General features: G+C 73.0%; 15 protein-coding genes. 6 read left to right on the forward strand and 9 right to left on the reverse strand.

Features of this window, described 5'->3' with window-relative positions:
* The 3 genes from QSK34_RS12800 to QSK34_RS12810 all read right to left on the reverse strand — a co-directional run bounded on the left by QSK34_RS12800 (position 1) and on the right by QSK34_RS12810 (position 5,300).
* Entirely contained in the window at positions 1 to 2,184 is a 2,184-nt protein-coding gene (locus QSK34_RS12800; protein ID WP_407929400.1) for an AAA family ATPase, read from the reverse strand.
* A 221-nt stretch (positions 2,185 to 2,405) separates the two neighbouring features.
* The gene (locus tag QSK34_RS12805) at positions 2,406 to 4,064 is read right to left on the reverse strand and encodes a tetratricopeptide repeat protein (protein WP_285583512.1); all 1,659 of its coding nucleotides are present in this window, start codon (positions 4,062 to 4,064) and stop codon (positions 2,406 to 2,408) included.
* 225 nt (positions 4,065 to 4,289) lie between these two features.
* Complete coding sequence (locus QSK34_RS12810; protein ID WP_285583514.1) at positions 4,290 to 5,300, reverse strand: alpha/beta hydrolase; 1,011 nt, start codon at positions 5,298 to 5,300, stop codon at positions 4,290 to 4,292.
* Between the two features lie 121 nt (positions 5,301 to 5,421).
* On the opposite strand from QSK34_RS12810, the gene QSK34_RS12815 reads away from it, so the two are divergent.
* The 4 genes from QSK34_RS12815 (at position 5,422) to QSK34_RS12830 (ending at position 9,462) form a co-directional block, all read left to right on the forward strand.
* Complete coding sequence (locus tag QSK34_RS12815) at positions 5,422 to 6,957, forward strand: MFS transporter (RefSeq protein WP_285583517.1); 1,536 nt, start codon at positions 5,422 to 5,424, stop codon at positions 6,955 to 6,957.
* 67 nt (positions 6,958 to 7,024) lie between these two features.
* On the forward strand, positions 7,025 to 7,756 hold the full coding sequence (locus QSK34_RS12820; RefSeq protein WP_161478842.1) for a DoxX family protein: 732 nt from the start codon (positions 7,025 to 7,027) through the stop codon (positions 7,754 to 7,756).
* A gap of 116 nt (positions 7,757 to 7,872) precedes the next feature.
* Positions 7,873 to 8,814, forward strand: coding sequence for an isopenicillin N synthase family dioxygenase (locus tag QSK34_RS12825; protein WP_285583521.1), 942 nt, complete (start codon positions 7,873 to 7,875; stop codon positions 8,812 to 8,814).
* Between the two features lie 201 nt (positions 8,815 to 9,015).
* Positions 9,016 to 9,462, forward strand: coding sequence for a hypothetical protein (locus QSK34_RS12830; RefSeq protein WP_285583523.1), 447 nt, complete (start codon positions 9,016 to 9,018; stop codon positions 9,460 to 9,462).
* On the opposite strand, the gene QSK34_RS12835 is transcribed toward QSK34_RS12830, so the two are convergent.
* The 5 genes from QSK34_RS12835 to QSK34_RS12855 all read right to left on the reverse strand — a co-directional run bounded on the left by QSK34_RS12835 (position 9,459) and on the right by QSK34_RS12855 (position 17,485).
* The gene (locus tag QSK34_RS12835; protein ID WP_285583525.1) at positions 9,459 to 10,748 is read right to left on the reverse strand and encodes a GH1 family beta-glucosidase; all 1,290 of its coding nucleotides are present in this window, start codon (positions 10,746 to 10,748) and stop codon (positions 9,459 to 9,461) included. The two genes, QSK34_RS12830 and QSK34_RS12835, sit on opposite strands and share 4 nt — an antisense overlap.
* The gene (locus tag QSK34_RS12840) at positions 10,745 to 11,728 is read right to left on the reverse strand and encodes a LacI family DNA-binding transcriptional regulator (protein WP_285584000.1); all 984 of its coding nucleotides are present in this window, start codon (positions 11,726 to 11,728) and stop codon (positions 10,745 to 10,747) included. The genes QSK34_RS12835 and QSK34_RS12840 overlap by 4 nt, the downstream gene beginning before the upstream one ends.
* 5 nt (positions 11,729 to 11,733) lie before the next feature.
* Complete coding sequence (locus tag QSK34_RS12845) at positions 11,734 to 14,493, reverse strand: glycoside hydrolase family 3 protein (protein WP_285583527.1); 2,760 nt, start codon at positions 14,491 to 14,493, stop codon at positions 11,734 to 11,736.
* A gap of 150 nt (positions 14,494 to 14,643) precedes the next feature.
* Positions 14,644 to 16,971, reverse strand: coding sequence for an ABC transporter permease (locus QSK34_RS12850; RefSeq protein ID WP_285583529.1), 2,328 nt, complete (start codon positions 16,969 to 16,971; stop codon positions 14,644 to 14,646).
* 52 nt (positions 16,972 to 17,023) lie between these two features.
* Positions 17,024 to 17,485, reverse strand: a complete 462-nt coding sequence (locus tag QSK34_RS12855; RefSeq protein WP_161478835.1) for a nuclear transport factor 2 family protein — start codon at positions 17,483 to 17,485, stop codon at positions 17,024 to 17,026.
* 66 nt (positions 17,486 to 17,551) lie between these two features.
* Between QSK34_RS12855 and QSK34_RS12860 the strand changes: the two genes are divergently transcribed.
* Both QSK34_RS12860 and QSK34_RS12865 read left to right on the forward strand, forming a co-directional pair.
* Complete coding sequence (locus QSK34_RS12860; RefSeq protein ID WP_285583532.1) at positions 17,552 to 18,070, forward strand: SigE family RNA polymerase sigma factor; 519 nt, start codon at positions 17,552 to 17,554, stop codon at positions 18,068 to 18,070.
* Entirely contained in the window at positions 18,070 to 19,251 is a 1,182-nt protein-coding gene (locus QSK34_RS12865; protein WP_285583534.1) for a hypothetical protein, read from the forward strand. The genes QSK34_RS12860 and QSK34_RS12865 overlap by 1 nt, the downstream gene beginning before the upstream one ends.
* Here the strand turns inward: QSK34_RS12865 and QSK34_RS12870 are convergent.
* Positions 19,248 to 19,700, reverse strand: a complete 453-nt coding sequence (locus QSK34_RS12870) for a hypothetical protein (protein ID WP_285583536.1) — start codon at positions 19,698 to 19,700, stop codon at positions 19,248 to 19,250. The genes QSK34_RS12865 and QSK34_RS12870 overlap by 4 nt on opposite strands.
* Positions 19,701 to 19,765 lie beyond the last annotated feature (65 nt).

Here is a 19,765-nt window from a genome sequence, read left to right on the forward strand (position 1 = left end):
TCAGGACAGTTCGTCGACCGCCGACCGCACGTCGTCGCCGGTGATGGTGGTCAGCTCGGCCGAGGTCGCGCTGCCCTGCGCGGCCAGCCGGACGTCGCGCCGCATGGCCGCCCGCTCGTAGAGGGACCGGGCGAACCGCCCGTTGCCCAGGCCGTCGATGAGGCGCTCCTGGCAGACGTAGCCGAACACGTCGTTGAGGTCGCGCGTGGCGGCGGCGTCGAACCGGTCGCCGGCGTCGGCGGCGGTCATCTCGGCGATCGCCGAGAGCTCCTGCGGCGAGTAGCTCGGGAACACGACCCGGCTGTTGAACCGGCTGCCCAGCCCCGGGTTGGTGGCGAGCAGCGCGTCCATCTCCCGTTCGTAGCCCGCCAGGATGATGACGAGCCGGTCGCGGTCGTCTTCGGCCCGCTTCAAGAGGGTCTGTACGGCTTCCGCCCCGAACGCGTCACCACCCGAGTATCCCGAGTTGACCAGCCCGTAGGCCTCGTCGATGAACAGCACCCCGCCGAGGGCCCGGTCGACCAGCTCGTTGGTCTTGATCGCGGTCGCGCCCAGATGTTGCCCCACGAGGTCGGGCCGGGACGCCTCGACCACGTCGGGCCGGGCCAGCAGGCCGAGCGCCGAGAAGATGCGGCCGAGGATGCGCGCCACGCTCGTCTTGCCGGTCCCGGGTGGCCCGACGAACACGAAGTGGCGGGTCTGCGACTGCACCGGGAGCCCCTGCTCCTCCCGCATCCGGGCCACCCGCAGCTGCGCGGTGATGGCCCTGACCTGCCGCTTCACCGGTTCGAGCCCGGCCATGCGGTCGAGGTCGGCCAAGGCGTCCTCCAGCGTGGGGGTCGCCTGGTAGCCGCGGAACCGCGCGGTGATCTCGCCGAACGCCTTGGACACGTCGGAGGCCGTCGTCGTCACCAGGTCTTCGCCCCGGGGGGCTCCGCCGACGCTGATCACCCGCACGTCGCGGGCCTGCGCCGCCGCCTCCACGACGCTGCGCGCGAACCGCGCGTTGCCCAGTTCGTCGACCAGGCCGCGCCGGTGGACGTCGTCGAACAGCCCCAGCAGCACCGGCCGCGCGGCCGGGTCGAGCCGGTCGCCGCGTTTGGCCTGGAGCGCCTCGGTGATCTCCAGCAGCTCGGCCGGCTGGTAGCTGGGGAACCGGACACGGGTGGAGAACCGGCTCGACAGGCCCGGGTTGGAGGCCAGGAACGCGTTCGTCTCCTTCTCGTATCCGGCCAGGATGATGATGAGCCGCTCGCGGTCGTCTTCGGCCCGCTTGAGCAGCGTCTGCACGGCCTCGTGGCCGAACCGGTCGGTCTGCCCGTCGCCGGAGTTGATGAGCGCGTAGGCCTCGTCGATGAACAGCACCCCGCCGAGGGCGCGGTCGATGAGCTCGTTGGTCTTGATGGCGGTCGCGCCCAGGAACTCGCCGACCAGGTCGGCCCGCTGGGCCTCGACGACGTAGGGCGTCTCCAGCAGGCCGAAGGCGTAGAAGATCGAGGCGAGGCTGCGGGCGACGCTGGTCTTGCCGGTGCCGGGCGGGCCGACGAAGACGAAGTGGCGCATCGGCGCGTCGGAGGTCAGCCCGGCCTCGCGGCGGAGCCGGGCCGCCTCGATGGAGGCCGCGATCGACCGCACCTGCTCCTTGACCGGTTCGAGGCCGATCATGCCTTCGAGCTGGGCGAGGGCCTGCTCGACCGTTATCTGCGGCGGCCTGGTCTGGGTGTCGGCGTGGGCGTGGGGGTGGGGCGGCGGGCCCCCCGCGCGCACCCGCTGCTGGGCGGGCACCTCGGGCGGCGCCTGCCGGGCCTTGGCCTGGCGGGCCAGCACGAACCGCCACACGAGCACGACGGAGGCGGCGCCGTAGGCGCCGTAGAGCGCGGCCGGGTCGCTGACCAGGCGCAGCAGCATGCCGGCGACGGCCGCGGCGGTCAGCGCCAGCGCGGTGGTCAGCCACGGGGGCACCCAGCGGATGAGATGGGCGATGGCCGCCACGATGAAGCCCAGCAGCCACATCGGGATGAGCAGGAGGGTGCCCACGGCCTGGCTGTTGGCCATCTGAAGCGTGAACGTCGAGACCGGCGTCCACACCGCGACCACGATCATCGTCGCGGCGGCTCTGGGGAAATGCAGGGCCAGGACCGTGAACGCCAGGATCGTCAACGTGACGAAAAAGGTATAGAGCATATCCCAGCCGAGTCCGGCGGCCAGTGCCACCGAAGCGACCAGTAACCCGATGAAAACGACTCTTCGGGCGACCGGAGGAAGAGCGAAATAGCGCTGTCGCGCCTGCTCGAAAGCGTTTCTCGCAGCCACTCGCCCCGTGGGGCGGGCTCGGCCGTCCTCCCGCATCCTGCCTCCCCGGTCCGCCCCCGGTTATACCGCACGGGAAAGACGAATGGGTGGACCTAGCGCGTGCGAGCCTGGTGGCGGCCGGGATATTCCCGGACCAGAACCTCACGCGGGGTGATCCGCAGAACGTCGTGGTCGGCGATCGCCACTCCGCGCACCTCGGCCCAGAACCGGGGGTCGCCGACGAACACGGCCACGCGCGGGTCGCGCTCGACGGCCTCCCACGCCTCGTCCCCGGCGATGACCCGCATCTCGCCCGACGGGCTGACCGACGTCACCGCGCTGACCGCGACGGAGCGGGGACCGCCCGGCCCGGCGTAGGAGAGGACGACGCTGCGGGAGAAGGTGGCGGCGTGGCGCACGTCGTCGGTGAGGCCTGAGGACGGGCCGAGGTCGGCGGGCGGGTGGTCACGCGGCACGAGCGAGGCCCGGGTCGGCCCCGGGGCCCCGCGCCACCAGGCGGTCGCCGCCCTGACCGCGAACGCGGCGGCGACCAGACCGAGCGCGGCCCAGCCGGCCTGCCAGGCCCGCGTCCACCCGGGCACGGCCCCTGCGGCGGCGACACAGCCGGCCGCGACGAGGAGCAGCACGAAGGCGGCGCCCAGCCAGCGATCGCGCCGCAACACCGGCCCCAGCACCGGTCCCGCACTGCGGTCCGGCCGGGGCCAGCGGCCGGCGAGGGCGAACCACAGCGGCACGGCGAGGGCGGCGAGGGCCACGCGGGGCCATGGCAGTGCCGCGAGGGCGAGGATCGTCCACCAGGCGCGTGCGGCGATCACCCACAGCGTGACGTCGGTGTCGCGGCAGGCGGTCGCGTCGCCGGGCACCCGGGCGAACTCGGCGAGGGCCCGGACCGGGCGGCCCCGCCACGCCTCCACCAGCAGCCGCAGCACGAGAATGGCCGGCGCGTTGAACAGCACGAAGCCGAGGGCCCCGGCCCACTCTCCCCCGGCCGCCGGGGCGAGGAACGAGCCGGTCAGGGTGATCTCCAGGGCGGGCATCCCGGCCACGCCGATCACATAGGCGGCCACCGTCATCACCGCGACGGTCACCGACACGCTCAGCCACAGGTCGCGCCCCAGCATGGCCGGGACCAGCGGCCACACCGTGATCCGGGCGGCCTGCCGCCAGGTGATCACCGGAACCGCCGCGAGGACGGCGTATCCGGCGATTCTGGCCTCCTGATAGAGGTCGAAGCCGAGCCCGGCGACCGAGACCGCCGTCAGGGCGACGGCCAGGAGCAGCCGGATCCGGCGCGACCACGTATCCAGGGCGCGGCGGGCCCGGCCGGTGTCGCGCGGGTCGGCCTCCCAGGCGGGGTCGTGGTGGTCGCGGTGCCGGTCCCAGCGCAGGAAGGTGAGGCCCAGGTTGACGCGGGCCCCCGGCTGGGCGGGGTCGCGGCGCAGTGCCGCGCGGTAGCTCGCGGCGGCGGTGTCGTGGTCTCCCCTGATCAGGGCCAGGTCGCCGGACAGGGCATGGGGGCCGGGCTCGTCGGGGGCGTAGCGGACGGCGCGGCCGGCCTCCTCCCACGCCTCCCGCCAGCGGGCCGGGACCCGCCGGAGCGCGCCGGCCAGCCGGAGTCGCGCGGCCCAGGAGCCCGGCGCGAGCCGAACGGCCTCCTGGGCCGACGCGACCGCCTCGGAGTCGCGGCCGAGACGTTCCAGAGCGAGGCTCGCCAGGCGATGCCCCCACTCGCCGTGCGGATCACGATCCACCGCCTGACGAGCGGCCTCCAGCGCCTCTTCGGGCCGGTCACGGCGCAGTCGTGCCGCCGCGACCCCACACCAGGCCCGTGGATCGGCGCGGTCGCTCGGGGGCGGCACCTCGGACCCGGGTTCCCGCCGGGCACGGGAAGGGTGATCCTCGGCATCGCTCCCCACCCCCGAATGATCTGGTGCCGGACAGGGTGTGGCTAGGGCCCGGAATACACCTCTATCTCTCTAGAGAGGTCGCCCCTGAGTCAAGCGCGGCGCCAGCCACTTGACCGCCATGACGTAGCGGTGTTCAAGGTTGGCGTGGGTTCCGTCGAAGAGCTCGAAGAACACGTTCGCGTCGGGCACTCCGGCCTTCCGCACCTCCTCGTGGAAGGCGGTGGCGCCCATATCGAGGAAGTATTCGTCGTTTCGTCCGGCGTCGATCCAGACGCTGTGCAGGCCGCGGAGCGCCTCGGCGTGCTTGGGGGCCATGACGACCGGGTCATATTCCAGCCACCTCGACCACACCTCGGGAACCAATCTCCCGAGATGGTCGAAGGGCATGTCAACCGAGCCGCCGGGGTTGGCGGAGTAGGAGGCGGCGTTGCCGTAGAGGATGACGATGTCGCTGCCGGGGCAGCGTCCGCCGGTGGCGTGGAAGCGGTCGAGGAACCTCTCCCAGGAGCCGTCGTACTCCTCGCGCAGGATCCGGGCGGCGGGCCCGAACTCCCGGGGGTAGAGGACCTCGAACAGGGCGTCGCCCGCGTGGGTGGCCAGGGCGCCGAACAGGTCCGGGCGCAGCATCGGGGTGATCATGGCGCCGTAGCCACCGCTCGACTTGCCGGTGACGGCGCGGTGCCCGGGCGCGGCGAGGGTGCGGTAGTGCCGGTCGACGTACGGCACGACCTCGTCGCAGAGGTAGGAGTGGTAGGCGCCGTGGCCGTGGGAGTCGACGAACTGGCCGCCGCCGAGGCGGGTCCAGGCGTCGACGTAGACGACGATCGCGGGCGGCGCCTCGCCGTCGGCGAAGACCCGGTCGAGCATCTCGGGCACGGTCCGCCGCCAGGGCTGGCGGTTGCCCCACATGACGACCTGGCCCGAGTAGCCCTGGATGACGTAGATCGTCGGGTAGGCGGCCGTGCCGTCGTCGTAGCCGGGCGGGAGGTAGACCCACAGGGGGCGTTCGTACGGGTCGCCGAGCGGGTTGTCGCGCAGGACCTCGCTGACCACGGTGACTCGATCGACACGTCCGGACATTTCTGCATTCCAGGGCAGCATGCCCATCACACTATGACGGGACTTATCGGGACACTGGGGTGGAGACCGAGTCTTGGCAACCGCCTGAGTGATCTTCGGTGGATCACCTAAGCTGCGCCTCATGTTCCCGAGGGCCGACCCGAGAGCGGACCGGTGGGCGATCCTCGCGCTGCTGTGCTTCAGCCTGCTCCTGATCGCCGTCGACGCGACCGTGCTGCACATCGCCGTGCCGGCGCTGACGTCCGCGCTCGAACCGACGGGTGTGCAACTCCTGTGGATCATCGACGTCTACTCGCTCGTGGTCGCGCCGCTGCTGGTCACGTTCGGCACGCTCGGCGACCGGTTCGGGCGGCGGCGGCTGGTGCTGCTCGGTTACGTGGTGTTCGGGATCGCCTCGCTGGCGGCGGCGTTCGCGGCCACACCCGAGGCCTTGATCGTGGCGCGGGCGTTCCTCGGCGTCGGCGGGGCGATGATCATGCCCGCGACGCTCTCGATCATCCGGCAGGTCTTCACCGACCGGCGCGAACGGGCCGTCGCCCTGGGCGTCTGGAGCGCGGTGGCGGCCGGGGGCGCGGCCGTGGGGCCGGTGCTCGGCGGGGTGCTCGTCGAGCACTTCTGGTGGGGCGCGGTGTTCCTGATCAACGTGCCGCTGCTGGTGGTCGCGCTGCCGCTGGCCGCCCGGCTGATCCCCGAGGTCACCGGACGCCACGGCCACTCGTGGGACTGGCCGAGCGCGCTGTTGTCGGTCGTCGGCGTGCTGGCTGTGGCCTTCGGGCTCAAGGAGGCCGGTTACGGGCACACCGTGGGCCGGGGCGCGGCCGTGCTGATCCTGCTGGCCGGGATCGCGGTGCTGGCGTGGTTCGTGGCCCGCCAGCGTGCGCTGGCCGCGCCGCTGCTCGACCTCGGGCTGTTCGCCAACCGGGGGTTCGCGACCGGGGTGGCGTGCGTGTTGTTCGCGGTGTTCGCGCTCGTGGGGCTGGAGCTGCTGCTCGCGCAGTACCTCCAGCTCGTACTGGGGCTGCGGCCGCTCGACGCCGCGCTGCGGATGGTGCCGCTGATGGTCGCGGCGATCTGCGGCGGCCTGGCGGCGGCCCACGTGCTGCAGCGGATCGGGCTGCGGGCCACCATGAGCGGCGGGCTCGCGCTGACCGCGTTGTCGCTCACGCCCACGCTCGGCTGGGGCGTCGAAGACCATCCCGTCACGCTGACGCTCTGCTTCGTCGGCATCGGCTTCGGCATCGAGGTCGCCCTGCTGGCCGCCTCCGACGCCATCATGTCGGCCGCGCCCGAGTCGCGCGCCGGCGGCGCCGCCGCCGTCGAGGAGACCGCCTACGAGCTCGGCGCGGGCCTCGGCATCGCCGTCCTGGGCACGGTCACCACCGTCGTGTACGCGCCCCGGCTCACCGCCGTCGCCGGAGTGCCCGAAGGGCTGCTCGCGCAGGCCAGGGGGTCGCTCGCGGCGGCCGCCCACGTGGCCGGGGAGGCGGGCGGCGCGGCCGGAGCGGCCCTGCTCCAGGTGGCCCGGTCGGCGTTCGTGTCGGGGCTGCACGCCGCCGTCGGGGTGAGCGTCGTGTTGCTGCTGGCCAACGCGTTCGTGGTGGCGGTGCTGGTGCCCGGACGTGAACGCCGGCGGGAAAAGGAACGTCTCCCCGTCTGACATATGAGGGTTGGTTATGGGGCAATTGCCTCGTAAAGCCATCCCATAACCCCCCAGAATGAGTCCCGTGAAGAAAACCTTCATCGACCTCGCCACGCTCGCGGCCCGCATAGGCGTCGGCGGGATCTTCTTCGCCAACGGCTGGGCCAAGCTGCGGGCCGGCCTGGACGCCACCGAGACGCAGTTCCTCCAGCTCGACGCGCCGATCCCGTCGTTCTGGGCGGCCGCCACCATGCTCATCGAGCTGCTGGGCGGCGCGCTGCTCATCGCCGGGCTGGCCGTGCCGGTCGTCGGCGTGCTGCTGTTCGCCGAGGCGCTCGCGGTGTTCATCCTGGCGGCCGGCGACACCGGCCTGCCCCTGACGGGCGGCAGCGTGCAGCTCGTCGTGGCGCTGGGCGCGGCCTCGGTGCTGCTGTCGGTGAACGGCGGCGGACGGCTCTCGGTCGACCACATGGTGATCATCAAGCGGCGCGACGCCGAGGCGGCCGACGAGATGGCGGCCGACATGGAGGCCGACACCGTCATCAACGCCCTGCGTGAACCCAAACGCAGCGAACCGACGCCCGGTGCGCCGGCGCAGTCGAAGCCGTCGCCGGATTCGGAGCGCACCGACGCGCACAAGGGCCCGGTCACCTTCCCCAACCAGCCCGACGAGCCGACCGCGCCGCATCCCAAGCCGAAGCCCGCGCCGCGCAAGCCCCGCCGGGACACCACGACCGAGAACCGCAGCGAGCCGGCCGCCGGCGGCGAACCGGGCGACACGCTGGTCGCGGGCCGCCGGAGCGGCAAGCCCGAATAGGCTTCGGGTCACCCGGTCGTCGCGGCGCGAGGCGGGCGCGACCGGCCGGCGCCGGGTGCGGCCGGTTCGGGGGCGGCGGGCGGTGCCAGGGTGGGCGGAGCCGTAACGGAGAGAGAATGACGACGCTTCCGGTGATCGACGTGCGCCCGCTGCTCGACGGCGGGCCCGCTGAGCGCACGGCCGCCGAGATCGAGGCGGCCTGTGTCGACAGCGGCTTCTTCTACGTCTCCGGGCACGGCGTCCCCGCCGGGCTGATCGGCGAGCTCGACGACTGCGCGCGGCGGTTCTTCGCGCTGCCCGAGGAGGCCAAGCTCAAGATCGCCATGGCGCGCGGCGGCCGGGCCTGGCGGGGATTCTTCCCGGTCGGCGGTGAGCTCACCTCGGGGAGGCCCGACCTCAAGGAGGGCCTCTACTTCGGCGCGGAGCGCGAGCCCGACGGGCGGCCCCTGCACGGGCGCAACCTGTTCCCCGAGGAGATCCCCGAGATGCGCGGCGTGGTGCTGCGTTATCTCGCCGAGGTCGAACGGGTGGCGCAGGCGGTGCTGGGCGGGGTGGCCCTGAGCCTCGGGCTGCCCCGCGACCACTTCTCGGCCGGGTCGACGGCCGATCCGACCGTCCTGTTCCGAATCTTCCACTACCCGCCCGGCGTCGACGACGCGTGGGGCGTCGGCGAGCACACCGACTACGGGTTGCTGACGCTGCTGCTGCAGGACGCCAACGCCGGGTTGCAGGTGCGCACGTCGACGGGGTGGGTGGACGCGCCGCCGATCCCCGGCACGTTCGTGTGCAACATCGGCGACATGCTCGACCGGCTGACCGGCGGCCACTACCGCTCGACCCCGCACCGGGTGTTCAACGCGACCGGCCGCGACCGGTTGTCGTTCCCCTTCTTCTTCGACCCCGGCTGGGACAGCGAGCTGCCGCCGCTGCCGCCCACCGCCAAGGGCTTCCGGCGGTGGGACGGGCAGGACCTGCGGGCGTTCACCGGCACCTACGGCGACTACCTCCTGGGCAAGGTCTCCAAGGTGTTCCCGGAGCTGCGCGACGAGGTGATCTGAACCTTTCACCTGGCCCGGACGGGCCGCAACCTCGCCCGATGGCCCTGGACCAGGCCGGGGTCCCCTTCGGCCCGGCGGATTACGGGCCCGCCGGAACCGCCCGGCTTTGACCGCGGCGCCCGGAGAATGCTGCATTCGCGGTGGCCCGATGTCCCAAGCTGAGGAGAAACGGTGAAAGCTGCCGCGACACTGGCTCGCCGAGTGACGACGCTCGGATCCGTACTGGTCACCACCGGCGCGCTGGCCCTCGTGGGCCTGGCGCAACCCGCCGCCGCGTCCACCGTCACCCTGCAGGGGACGGTGGACTGCACCAGTTCCAACAACTACGGGGACACCCGCGACTGGTATCCCTCGGCGGTGAACCTGTACACCTCACCGGCCACTCCGGCGCCGAGCCTGGTCGCCGTGCCCGCCACGAAGGCCTTCTCGTTCACCCAGACGCTCCCGGCCGGGGCCACCGCGGCCGGGGTCACCGCCCTGTGCAGCAGCGGCCACTACCCCTACGGCGACTTCTCGGGGTCGTCGAGCGGCTTCACCATCCCCGCCGGCACGACGAACGTCGTGGCGACCTGGGGCTGCTCGGCCCAGCCGGTCAACCCCGGCCCGTGGCTCACCACCTGCACCGTGACGTCGGTGTCGTTCAGCTAGAGCAGGCCGTTGCGGGCGATCACCTCGCGGTACCAGTGAGCGCTGGACCGCGGGGTGCGCTCCAGGGTGTCGTAGTCGACCCTGACCAGGCCGAAGCGCTTGTGGTAGCCGCGGGCCCACTCGAAGTTGTCGAGCAGCGACCAGACCAGGTAGCCGCGCAGGTCGGCGCCGCGTTCGATGGCGTTGGCGGCGGCGCGGAAGTGGCCGTCGAGGAAGGCGATCCGGTCCTGGTCGTCGACCGAGTCGGGGTAGGCGGCGCCGTTCTCGGTGATCATCAGCGGCACGCCCGGGTACTCGACCGACAGGCGGACCAGCAGATCTTCCAGGCCCTGCGGGATGACCTCCCAGTTCATCTCGGTCGGTTCGCCGCGCGGCGGCAACCAGGCGATGCCCTCGCAGCCGGGGAACTCGTCGTGGCCCTTCGACGCCGGGTCGGCGGCCAGGCGGTTGACGGTGTAGTAGTTCACGCCCAGCAGGTCGATCGGCTCGTAGGGCAGGTCGCCCAGGTCGGTGAACTTGGCGATGTGGGCGGCCACGTCGTCGGGGTAGCGGCCGTCCTTCAGCGCGGGGTCGAGGAACAGGCGGTTGGCCAGGCCGTCGGGCAGCGTCGTCACATCGGGGTCGCCGACCATCGGGGTCAGGTTGAGCGTCAGGCTGACCTCTTCCGCGCCGCCCGCGCGCAGGGCGCGCACGCCGAGCATGTGGGCCGTGAGCAGGTGGTGGGCCACGGTGAAGGCGGCGGCCGGGTCGGCGACGCCGGGCGCGTGGCGGCCGGAGCCGTGGCCGACGAAGGCGGAGACCCACGGCTCGTTCAGGGTGGTCCAGGTCCGGACGCGGTCGCCGAGGCGGGCGTGCATGATCGCGGTGTACTCGGCGAAGCGCTCGGGCGTGGCCGGGTCGCGCCAGTCGAGGGCGGCCGGGAGGTCCCAGTGGTAGAGGGTGGCCACCGGTTCGATGTCGGCGGTGAGCAGGGCGTCGACGAGGCGGTCGTAGAAGTCGAGGCCCGCCGGGTTGGGGTCACCGCTTCCGGAGGGCTGGACGCGCGGCCACGCGATCGAGAAGCGGTAGGCCTTCAGGCCGAGGTCGGCCATGATCGCGACGTCTTCCGGATAACGGTGGTAGTGGTCGCAGGCGACGTCACCCGTGTGGCCGTCGGCGGTCTTCCCGGGGGTGTGCGAGAAGACGTCCCAGATGGAAGGTCCTCGGCCGCCCTCGTCCACCGCTCCTTCGATCTGGTACGACGCGGTGGCCGCACCCCAGCGGAAGCCCTCCGGAAACGTGATCAACGTGTGCTCTCCCTGATCGTGAGACGTGGTTCCAGCAGGATCGACCCCGCCGGCAACCCGTCGAGCTTGGCCATCAGCAACCGGACCGCCTCCCTGCCGAGTTCCTCGGCCGGGATGAGGACCGAGGTGAGCCGGGCCCGCTCGGCGATGTCGTCGGGGCAGATCGCGACGACCGACACGTCCTCCGGCACGGCCCGGCCCAGGGCGCGCAGCGCCCCCAGCACGTGGCCGACGGCCGCCTCGTTGTGCACGACCACCCCGGTCAGCCCGGGGTGGGCGTCGAACAGCAGCTTCACCGCCGAGGCGACCTCGTCGTAGGTCTCCGCGCACGGCACCGCGACCGCGTGGAGGTCGCGTTCGGTCGCCTCCGCCAGGAACCCTGCCCTGGTCCGTTCGGCGAAACCCGTGCCGCGTTCGTAGACGACCCCGGGTGCGCCCAGCAGCGCGATCTCGCGGTGCCCGCGCTCGGCCAGGTGGGCGGCGCAGATGGCGCCCGCCCGGTGGAAGTCGAGGTCGACGCAGGTCAGGCCCTCGGCGTCGGCCGGGAAGCCGATGAGCACACTCGGTTCGGCCAGGTCGCGCAGCAGCGGGACCCGCGTGTCGCGGACCTCCACGTCCATCAGCAGCAGCCCGTCGACCATGGCGCTGGCGGCCACCCGGCGGATGCCGTCGGGGCCCTCGTCGGCGGTCATCAGCAGCACGTCGTGGTCGTACTGCCGCGCGGTGGCGACCACCGAGGTGGCGAACTGCATCAGCACCGGCAGGTTCATCCCGGCCCGCAGCGGCAGGACCAGGGCGATCACGTTGGCGCGTTTGCTGGCGAGGGCGCGGGCGCCCGCGTTCGGGTGGTAACCGAGCACCCGGACGCTGTCGAGCACCCGCTGCCGGGTGGTGGCCGAGATGGCGCGTTTGCCGCTCAGCACGTACGACACCGTGGAGACCGCCACCCCCGCGTGCCGGGCGACGTCGGCGATCGTCACCGTCCTCACGCGTGGAACCTCAGCGTGGTCACGGTCACTCCCTCGTTCTCGCACACCAGATAAACATCGCGTACTCCGGTCACCGGCGAAAGGTGCGCCCGGGTCTCGACTGGATCAAAACGGGAGGTCGTGCGGGGCACCGCGAGGGTGGCCGCGATCTCGCCGAGGGGGTCGCCGAGCCGGAGGGTGACCATGCCGCCCTCGTCGCCGGCGGCGGTGACGACGGCCGTCGTCTCCCCCGCGAGGGCCACGTCGCGGAACCGCACCCAGGCCCCCGGCTCCGCCGACCTGACCGCGTCGCCCCGGTCGCGGGCGGCCTCGCAGAGGGTCATGCCGTCGTACTCGTCGCACGCGGCGGCGTCGAGCAGGGAGGGGTCGCGCGGCGGGACGGTCTCCCCCGGCAGGTGGAAGCGCGCGCACACCCTGATCGCGCCGCTCGACGGGCCCGCCTGGGCCTTGCAGGGGGCGTCCTCGACGACGAAGCGGTCGCGGGTGACGTCCCAGAAGGCGAGGTCGCGCAGCGGCACGGTGACGCCGACCCGGCGGGACTCGCCGGGCGCGAGCCGGACCTTCACGAACCCGCGCAGCGACCGCACCGGCTGCTTGACCCGCGAGCGGCACTGGTGGGTGTAGAACTGCACGACCTCCACGCCCGGACGGGCGCCGGTGTTGGCGACGGTCACCTCCAGGCGCAGCGTCTCCTCCCCCGGCACGGCGGTCAGGTCGGAGTAGCCGAACGTGGTGTAGCTGAGGCCGTGGCCGAACGGGTAGAGGGGGCTGCCCCGGAAGTAGAGGTAGGTGGCGTCGGTCGTGATGATGTCGTAGTCGAGCAGGTCGGGGAGCTCGCACGCCGACCGGTACCACGTCTGGGTGAGCCGCCCGCCGGGGTCGGCGTCGCCGAAGACCACGTCGGCCAGGGCGTGGCCGTACTCCTGGCCGCCGTGCGACGACCACAGGATCGCCGGCACGTGCTCCTGCGCCCAGTTCAGCGCGAACGGGTAGCCGCTGGAGACGACGAGCACGGTGCGCGGGTTGGCGGCGTGCACGGCCCTGAGCAGGTCCTCCTGGAGCCGCGGGAGGGCGAGGTCGGCGCGGTCCTCGGTCTCGCGGCCGTTGACCAGCGGATGGTCGCCCAGCACCACGACCGCGACGTCGGCCTCGGCGGCGAGCCGGGCGGCCCGGCCCGCGCCGCTCTCGACCGTCTCCACGACGAAGACGGCGGCGTTCTCGGGGTCGTCGGCGAGTCCGAGAACGCCGTCGCTGATCCCGACGTAGCGTCCGGTGAAGATGTGGCGGAGGACCACGCCCCTGAAGCGGTCCTCCATCCGGAACGTCTGCCGGACCTCCCAGCCGCTCGGCCCCGGCTGGTCGTTGACGAGCACGCCGTCGTCGCCGACGCCGACGTGCCGGCCGTTGGGCACGCTGCGCAGCGCGACCGCCCCGCCGCCCCAGTCGAACAGGTCGAACTCCGCCGACGGGCCGATGGTCAGCGGCCCACCGGTGGTCTCCGCGCCGGCCGAGACGTAGCCCTCCTCGGCGCGCAGCACGATCCGGTCGACGCCCTCGCACCACAGGACCTCGGTGCGCCCGGCCAGGCCCGCGCGGGCGGTGACCTGGTAGGGCAGCGTGCCGCTGTACCAGTCTTCGAGCAGCACGTCGGACAGCGGCCCGACCACGGCGACCTTCGTGGCCGCCGCCAGCGGCAGCAGGCCGTCGTTCTTCAGCAGCGTCATCGACTCGGTGGCGGCCTCGCGGGCCAGTCTCTGGTGCTCGGGCCGGTTGACCACCGCCTCGGTGATCTCCAGGAACGGCTCGTTCGGGTCGAACTCCCCCAGCCGGACCCGGATCGACAGGGCGTGCCGGACGGCGGTGTCGACGTCGGACTCGTCGATCAGGCCGCGCCGCAGCGCCTCCCGCAGGTGGCCCAGGGTCGCGGCGGGGTCGGCGTCGTCCTGGGTGAAGCTGTCGAGGCCGGCTTTCAGGGCGTGGGCGTAGGCCTCCGCCGGGTCGTCGTAGTAGGCCTGGACGCCGAAAAGGTTCGCGGGGGCGTAGGCGTCGCTGACCACCAGCAGGTCGTCGCGGGCCCACGTGCGCAGCACGTCGTTGATCAGCGGCGACAGGTGGGCGGGGCGGCCGTTCACCAGGTTGTAGCTGGGCATCACCGCCACGGCCGCGCCCGCCTCGATGGGGGCGCGGAAGGCGCGCAGCTCGTATTCGTGCAGGACCCTCGGCGGGAGGTTGCTGCTGGTCGAGCAGCGGTCGGTCTCGTTGTTGTACGCGAGAAAGTGCTTCAGCGTGGGGGCGGTCTTCATCACCCGGCCGTCGCCCTTGAGGCCCGAGGCGTAAGCGGTGCCCATGACGCCGGTCAGCCAGGGGTCCTCGCTGTAGCCCTCCTCGTTGCGGCCCCAGCGCGGGTCGCGTAACGGGTTCACGACCGGCGCCCACACGTTGCGGCCGGCGCCCGACCGGTCCTTGCGGTGGAAGGCGACGACCTCGTCGGCGGTGGCCGCGCCGACCCGGCGGACCAGCTCGGGGTTCCAGGTGCTGGCCAGGCCCACGGCCTGCGGGAACACCGTCGCCGGGCCGAGCCAGGCCAGGCCGTGCAGGGCCTCGGTGCCGGTGCGGAACGGCTCCAGGCCGAGCCGGTCGACGGGGGCCTGGTACTGGTGCAGGAGTGCGATCTTCTCGTCGACGGTGAGCCGGGCCACCAGGTCGGCGACGCGTTCGGCGACCGGGCGCGCGGGGTCGCGGAAGGGTTCGCTCATGGACACGTCCTCGGTCGAAGCGCTTCGAATTACGCGGGAAGAAGCGCTTGGAGGTCAGGTGTCGAAGCGCTTCGAAATCATTTCGTCGGTGTTAAGTCCGACATATCCGAAGGGTGCCGCTTAACCGGTTCGGGGTCAAGACCCAATACGTCACTCCGCGCGCAGCGTGCCCGCCACGTGGAGCCGCGCGGCCCGGCGTCCGGGCAGCGCGGCCAGCACGAGGGCGGCCACCAGAGCGGCCGGCACGGCCGGCACGAGCGCCTCCACCGGGGTCGGCGGCACGTACACGAGCGGGGTGCTCTCGGCCACCAGCCGCCAGAGCGCGCGCCCGGCCGCCACGCCGAGCGGCACGCCGGCCAGCAGGCCCGCCCCCGCCAGCGCGAGCGCCTGGGTGCGGGGGATCCACCGCGCCTGCCCCGGCGTCATGCCCAGCGCGCGCAGCACCGCCACGTCGTGCCGCCGCCGCCGCGCGGTCGCGCCCACCGCGTGGGCCAGCGTCGCCACGGCGAGCAGCCCGAGGCAGCCCGCCAGCACGATCGGCAGCACCCGCACGTCCCGGACCTCGGCGAACTGCGGCGGCAGCACGGCCGGGATCACGCTGACCCTCGGGCCCGTCGCCTCCTGGAGGCGGCGCAGCACCACACCCGCGTCGGCCCCCGGCCGGAGGGCGAGCAGCCCGAGGCCGAGGTCGAACGACCGGGAGAGCCGGTCGTAGCCGCCCGAGGTGAGGACCGCGCCGTCGTCGTAGGTGTTGGACACCCCGACGGGCAGCAGGCCGACGGCCGAGACGCGGAACTCCCCCGCCCCGTCGGGCCCGGTGAGCCTGACCCGGTCGCCCACCTCCGCGCCCATCCGGTTCGCGGTGCCGACGGCCAGCAGCACTTCGCCGTCGGTCGCCGGCGGCCTGCCCCGCACCACCATCGGCGGCACCCGGCCGGACACCGGGGCGACGCCGTAGGCGACGAAGACCACGTCGCCGGCCGAGACCATCGCGGCGCGGGCGTCCGCCACCCCGGTCACGTCGGGATCCCGGGCCGCCTTCCCGAGCACCCCCTCCACCTGCTCGCCGTTCTGGCCGTGGAACACCATGGCCTGGTGGGTCTGGCCGAAGCGGGCCGGGTCGCCCGACGCGTCGGCCACCCCCGCCGAGAAGGTCAGCGCCGCGACCAGGCCGAAGACGCCGGTCACGGTGCCGGTGACCGAGCGGCTCAGGGCGTGCCGCAGGCCGGTGACCACCTGCACCGGGAGGTTCAGCCGGACGACGGCCGGCGCCACGACCGACCCGGCGGGCGGGCGCGGGGTGCGCCGGGCCCAGGTGAGCACCGCGACCTCCAGTGCGATCAGCACCGGGACCACGACGAGGGGCGGGGCCAGGACCAGCAGGTCGACGTCGAGGCCGGGCGCGGGCTCGAAACCGGCGGCGGCCCCGATCGGCGTCCAGACGGAGGCCGCCGCCGCCGCGCCCACGCCGAGCACGCTCCCGGCCAGAGCGGCGGCGACCGGGCCGAGCGCGGCGGCGGCCGTCTCCTGCCGGGGGGTCAGCCCGCCCGCCCGCAGCACCCTCAGGTCGGCCTGCGCCGACTCGACGACGCGGGCGACGTACAGGCCGGTCGACACCGCGGCCACGGCGAGCGCGGCCAGGCCGAAGGCGAGCACGGTGAGCGCCTGGTAGGAGGTGAGCCGGTCGTAGTGGCGGTCGGTCGCGCCCAGGTCGTCCACCTGCATGGGCTGCCCGGTCAGGGCGGCCATCTGGGCGCGCAGCCGGGGCACCCCGGCAGCGCCGTCGGTGAGCCGGGCCAGCGCGATCGAGAAGCCCCGGCCCGAGGTGCCCATGAGGTTGTCGCGGTACGTCTGGTAGAGCCCGGAGGAGGGCAGCACCACACCGGGGCCGTCGACCCCGTCGGCGAAGCGCGGCGACCGGATGACGCCCACGATGCGCGCGGTGATCCGGGGTCCGTGGCCGCCCGCGAGGCCGCCGCCGGCGTTCGCCAGGAGGTCGGCCTCCTCGGGGGTGTTGAGCTTGATGGTCACGGTGTCGCCGACGGTCTTCCCGTAGAGCACCGTGAACCGGTGCTGGACGACCACCTCGTCGGCCCGCGCCGGGTCGGGCAGCCGGCCCGCCAGCAGCACCGGCCGTTCGAGGTCGCGCCACAGGGCGGCGTCGACGGGCGGGACGCACTGCCAGTTCAGCGGCATGTCGTCGACGTAGAGCGCGGCGATGGCGTAGGGGGCGACCGCCTCGACGCCGGGCAGGGCGCGCACCCGGTCCCAGTCGAGGCCGGGATCCTGGTTGGAGATCAGCGCGTGGGCGGGCAGGGTCACCGCGCGCAGCCGGTCGAGGGCGCTCTCGCCGCGCCGCGCCCCCGCCAGCGCGGCCGACACCACGCTCACCCCCGCCGCGACCAGCAGCACCAGGACGCACAGGTCCCGCCCGCGGCGGCGGGCCTCGACGCCGAACCAGGCGGTCAGAAATCCCACACCGCCGACTCTGCTCCACCGGAGGGCCGCCGCGAAGGGTGCTGGCCCCCGGTTACAGGCCCAGGTCGCTCAGCCCGGGGTGGTCGTCGGGACGGCGGCCGATGGGCCAGTGGAACTTCCGCTCCGGCTCGGCGATCGGGAGGTCGTTGATGGAGGCGTGCCGGAACGCCATCAGGCCGTCGTCGGCGAACTCCCACTGCTCGTTGCCGTAGGAGCGGTACCACTGGCCGGAGTCGTCGTGGCACTCGTAGGCGAACCGCACCGCGATCCGGTTGCCGGTGAACGCCCACAACTCCTTGATGAGGCGGTATTCGAGCTCCCGGCGCCACTTGCGGGTCAGGAACGCGACGATCGCCTCGCGGCCGGTGAGGAACTCGGCGCGGTTGCGCCAGTGGCTGTCGAGGGAGTAGCCGTGCGAGACCCGCTCGGGGTCGCGGGTGTTCCAGGCGTCCTCCGCAAGGCGGACCCGTTCTAGCGCGCTTTCCCTGGTGAAGGGCGGGCCGGATGTCGTCATGGCGTCGGGCGTACCCGAGATCGCCTTTCCTCCAACCGGAGTGCTTGCCTCGGCGTCGTTAAGGATGTGGATCGATTCGAGGGTTTCCGGGAGTTCCTCCGCGCCCGGCAGATGGCGCTGATGCGGACCTCCTACCTGCTCTGCGGCGACGCCCACCAGGCCGAGGAGATGTTGCAGAGCGTGCTCGTCAGGGTGGCGGGGAACTGGCGCGGGATCGCCGGGGACAACCCGGAGGCGTATGTGCGCCGGGCGCTCGTCAACGAGCACATCTCGTGGTGGCGGCGGCAGCGGCGGGCCCTCGCGTTCACCGGGCCGCCGCGAACGGGCCGCGATCCGGGCGACGAGAGCGTCAGCCGGATCGTGTTGTGGCAGGCGCTGGCCCGGCTGACGCCCCGGCAGCGGGCCGTGCTGGTGCTGCGCTTCTACGAGGACCGCAGCGTCCAGGAGGCCGCCGTCCTGCTCGGCTGCTCGCCGGGCACGGTCAAGAGCCAGACCAGCCACGCCCTCGCCCGGCTGCGCGCCCTCGCCCCGGAACTCGCCGAACTGCTCTACGACACCGACACGGCCCCCCAGGAGGCGAAGTGATGAGCCGGCTGCACGACGAACTGGCACGCATCGCCGACCACGCTCCCGACGTCGACCTGACCGAGCGCGTGCTGCGCGGGGCCCGGCGCAGACGCGCGGCCTTCGCCTCGGCCGCCGTGGTGACGGCCGCAGCCGTCACGATCGTCGCGATGATCACTCTGACCGTGATCGGCGCGGGGCCGAAGGCGGCGCCGATGACGGGCGCGCCGGTCGCGTCCCCGGGCCGGGGCGAACTGCCCGTCAAGGGGGTGGGCCCGGCGGCCTACGCCTATTACGACTGGTGCGGTGACGAGCTGGCCTCCGGAACCGCGCGCCTGCACGGACGCGACTGCCTCCAGTGGAAGCTGGTCACCCGGACGGGCGAGCGCTACCGCGTGCCCGAGGCGAGGAGCGCCCACGCCGGGAAGACCGACGACGACTACATGCTCAACGCACCGCCGATGCGCATCAGCGCGGACGGCCGGAAGATCGCCTATTACAGCGAGAAGGACCGCCGGTTCGCGGTCCGCGATCTGGAGTCGGGCGTGATCCTGCTGGCGCCGCCCGTCGTGGCCGACCCCGACATCCGGCGGAACGCGGCGCAGATCGCGTTGTCGGCCGACGGGCGCTACCTGGCCGTCAGCGTGACGGACGTGCTCAACACGCTGACCGATCTGGAGACCGGCGACGTCGCCGAGATCCCGGCGGGCTGGACGGTGCACAACGTCGGCGCGGGCGGCGGCCCGGTCGTCGTGGGCGACACCGGCCGTCTCGGCCTGTTCGCCGGCGGAGAGGTGACGCCCTTCGCCGGCCGGGCGTGGCACACCCCCGGCCCGGCGAGCCCCGACGGGACGGCCATCGCCTATCTGAGCCGCGCCTACCCCGAGAACGGCGGCTCCACCGACCCGGCCGACCTCGACGCGGAGATCGCCACCGTGGACGCCGTCACCGGCGAGGCCCGGACCGGCGTCCGGCTGCGGGACGCGCCCGAGGATCTTCTCCCTCTGAGCCTCGGGCCCTGGCTCAACCCGACCGAGGTCACGATGCTCGCCAGGGAGCTCGACGCCCGCCCGGCCAAGGGCGAGGGCAACGTCCTCGGCTTCGACACCTACGCGATCGACGTCACCACGGGAAGGACGCGCAAGCTGCACACCTACTCCTTCCCCGCGTGGGCCGGCGGGCTGGTCCTGCCCGGTTTCTAGTTGTACGGGTTGTCGTAGAAGGCGGAGTTGGTGTGATAGGTGCTGTTCGGCGGGTTGAACTTCACGCCGTCGACCGTGATGGTCACGTTGGCGACGGTCCCGCCGGGCGTCACCTCTCCCGAGAGCAGGGAGGCCTGGCCCGTGCACTGCGGGATCGACACCGAGGTGCCGGGCGTGACGGGCAGCGGGCTGCGCCAGGCGCCGTTGACGGAGGCGTACAGGGTGGGGCGGCTGTAGCTGGACTGCCAGCAGACCGCGATCGTGTAGCGGTACTTGGCGTTCCCGTCGTCGAACGCGATCGACCCGTAGGCCCCGGACAGTTTGACGCCCTGCCCGTACACGTCGATGGAGACGGAGCGGTCCGGCCCGTAGGCGGCCCGCGCCGGGGCGGCCGGCGTGGCGAGCACGGCCAGCAGCGCGATGACGATGATGCGCGATAAACGACCCATGGGCCGAATATCCGTACGGACCGGACCTCCGTCAATGGGGAATCCACACCTTAAAACAAGGCGTG

It is taken from the genome of Herbidospora sp. NBRC 101105, from assembly GCF_030269205.1.
GTDB classification, from domain to species: Bacteria; Actinomycetota; Actinomycetes; order Streptosporangiales; family Streptosporangiaceae; genus Herbidospora; species Herbidospora solisilvae.

Bases quoted from the DNA above. Each gene is read 5' to 3' on its own strand.
- QSK34_RS12800 (WP_407929400.1), bottom strand. From the start codon at position 2,184: ATGCTCTATACCTTTTTCGTCACGTTGACGATCCTGGCGTTCACGGTC.
- QSK34_RS12810 (WP_285583514.1), bottom strand. From the start codon at position 5,300: ATGTCCGGACGTGTCGATCGAGTCACCGTGGTCAGCGAGGTCCTGCGC.
- QSK34_RS12815 (WP_285583517.1), top strand. From the start codon at position 5,422: ATGTTCCCGAGGGCCGACCCGAGAGCGGACCGGTGGGCGATCCTCGCG.
- QSK34_RS12825 (WP_285583521.1), top strand. From the start codon at position 7,873: ATGACGACGCTTCCGGTGATCGACGTGCGCCCGCTGCTCGACGGCGGG.
- QSK34_RS12845 (WP_285583527.1), bottom strand. From the start codon at position 14,493: ATGAGCGAACCCTTCCGCGACCCCGCGCGCCCGGTCGCCGAACGCGTC.
- QSK34_RS12855 (WP_161478835.1), bottom strand. From the start codon at position 17,485: ATGACGACATCCGGCCCGCCCTTCACCAGGGAAAGCGCGCTAGAACGG.
- QSK34_RS12865 (WP_285583534.1), top strand. From the start codon at position 18,070: ATGAGCCGGCTGCACGACGAACTGGCACGCATCGCCGACCACGCTCCC.
- QSK34_RS12870 (WP_285583536.1), bottom strand. From the start codon at position 19,700: ATGGGTCGTTTATCGCGCATCATCGTCATCGCGCTGCTGGCCGTGCTC.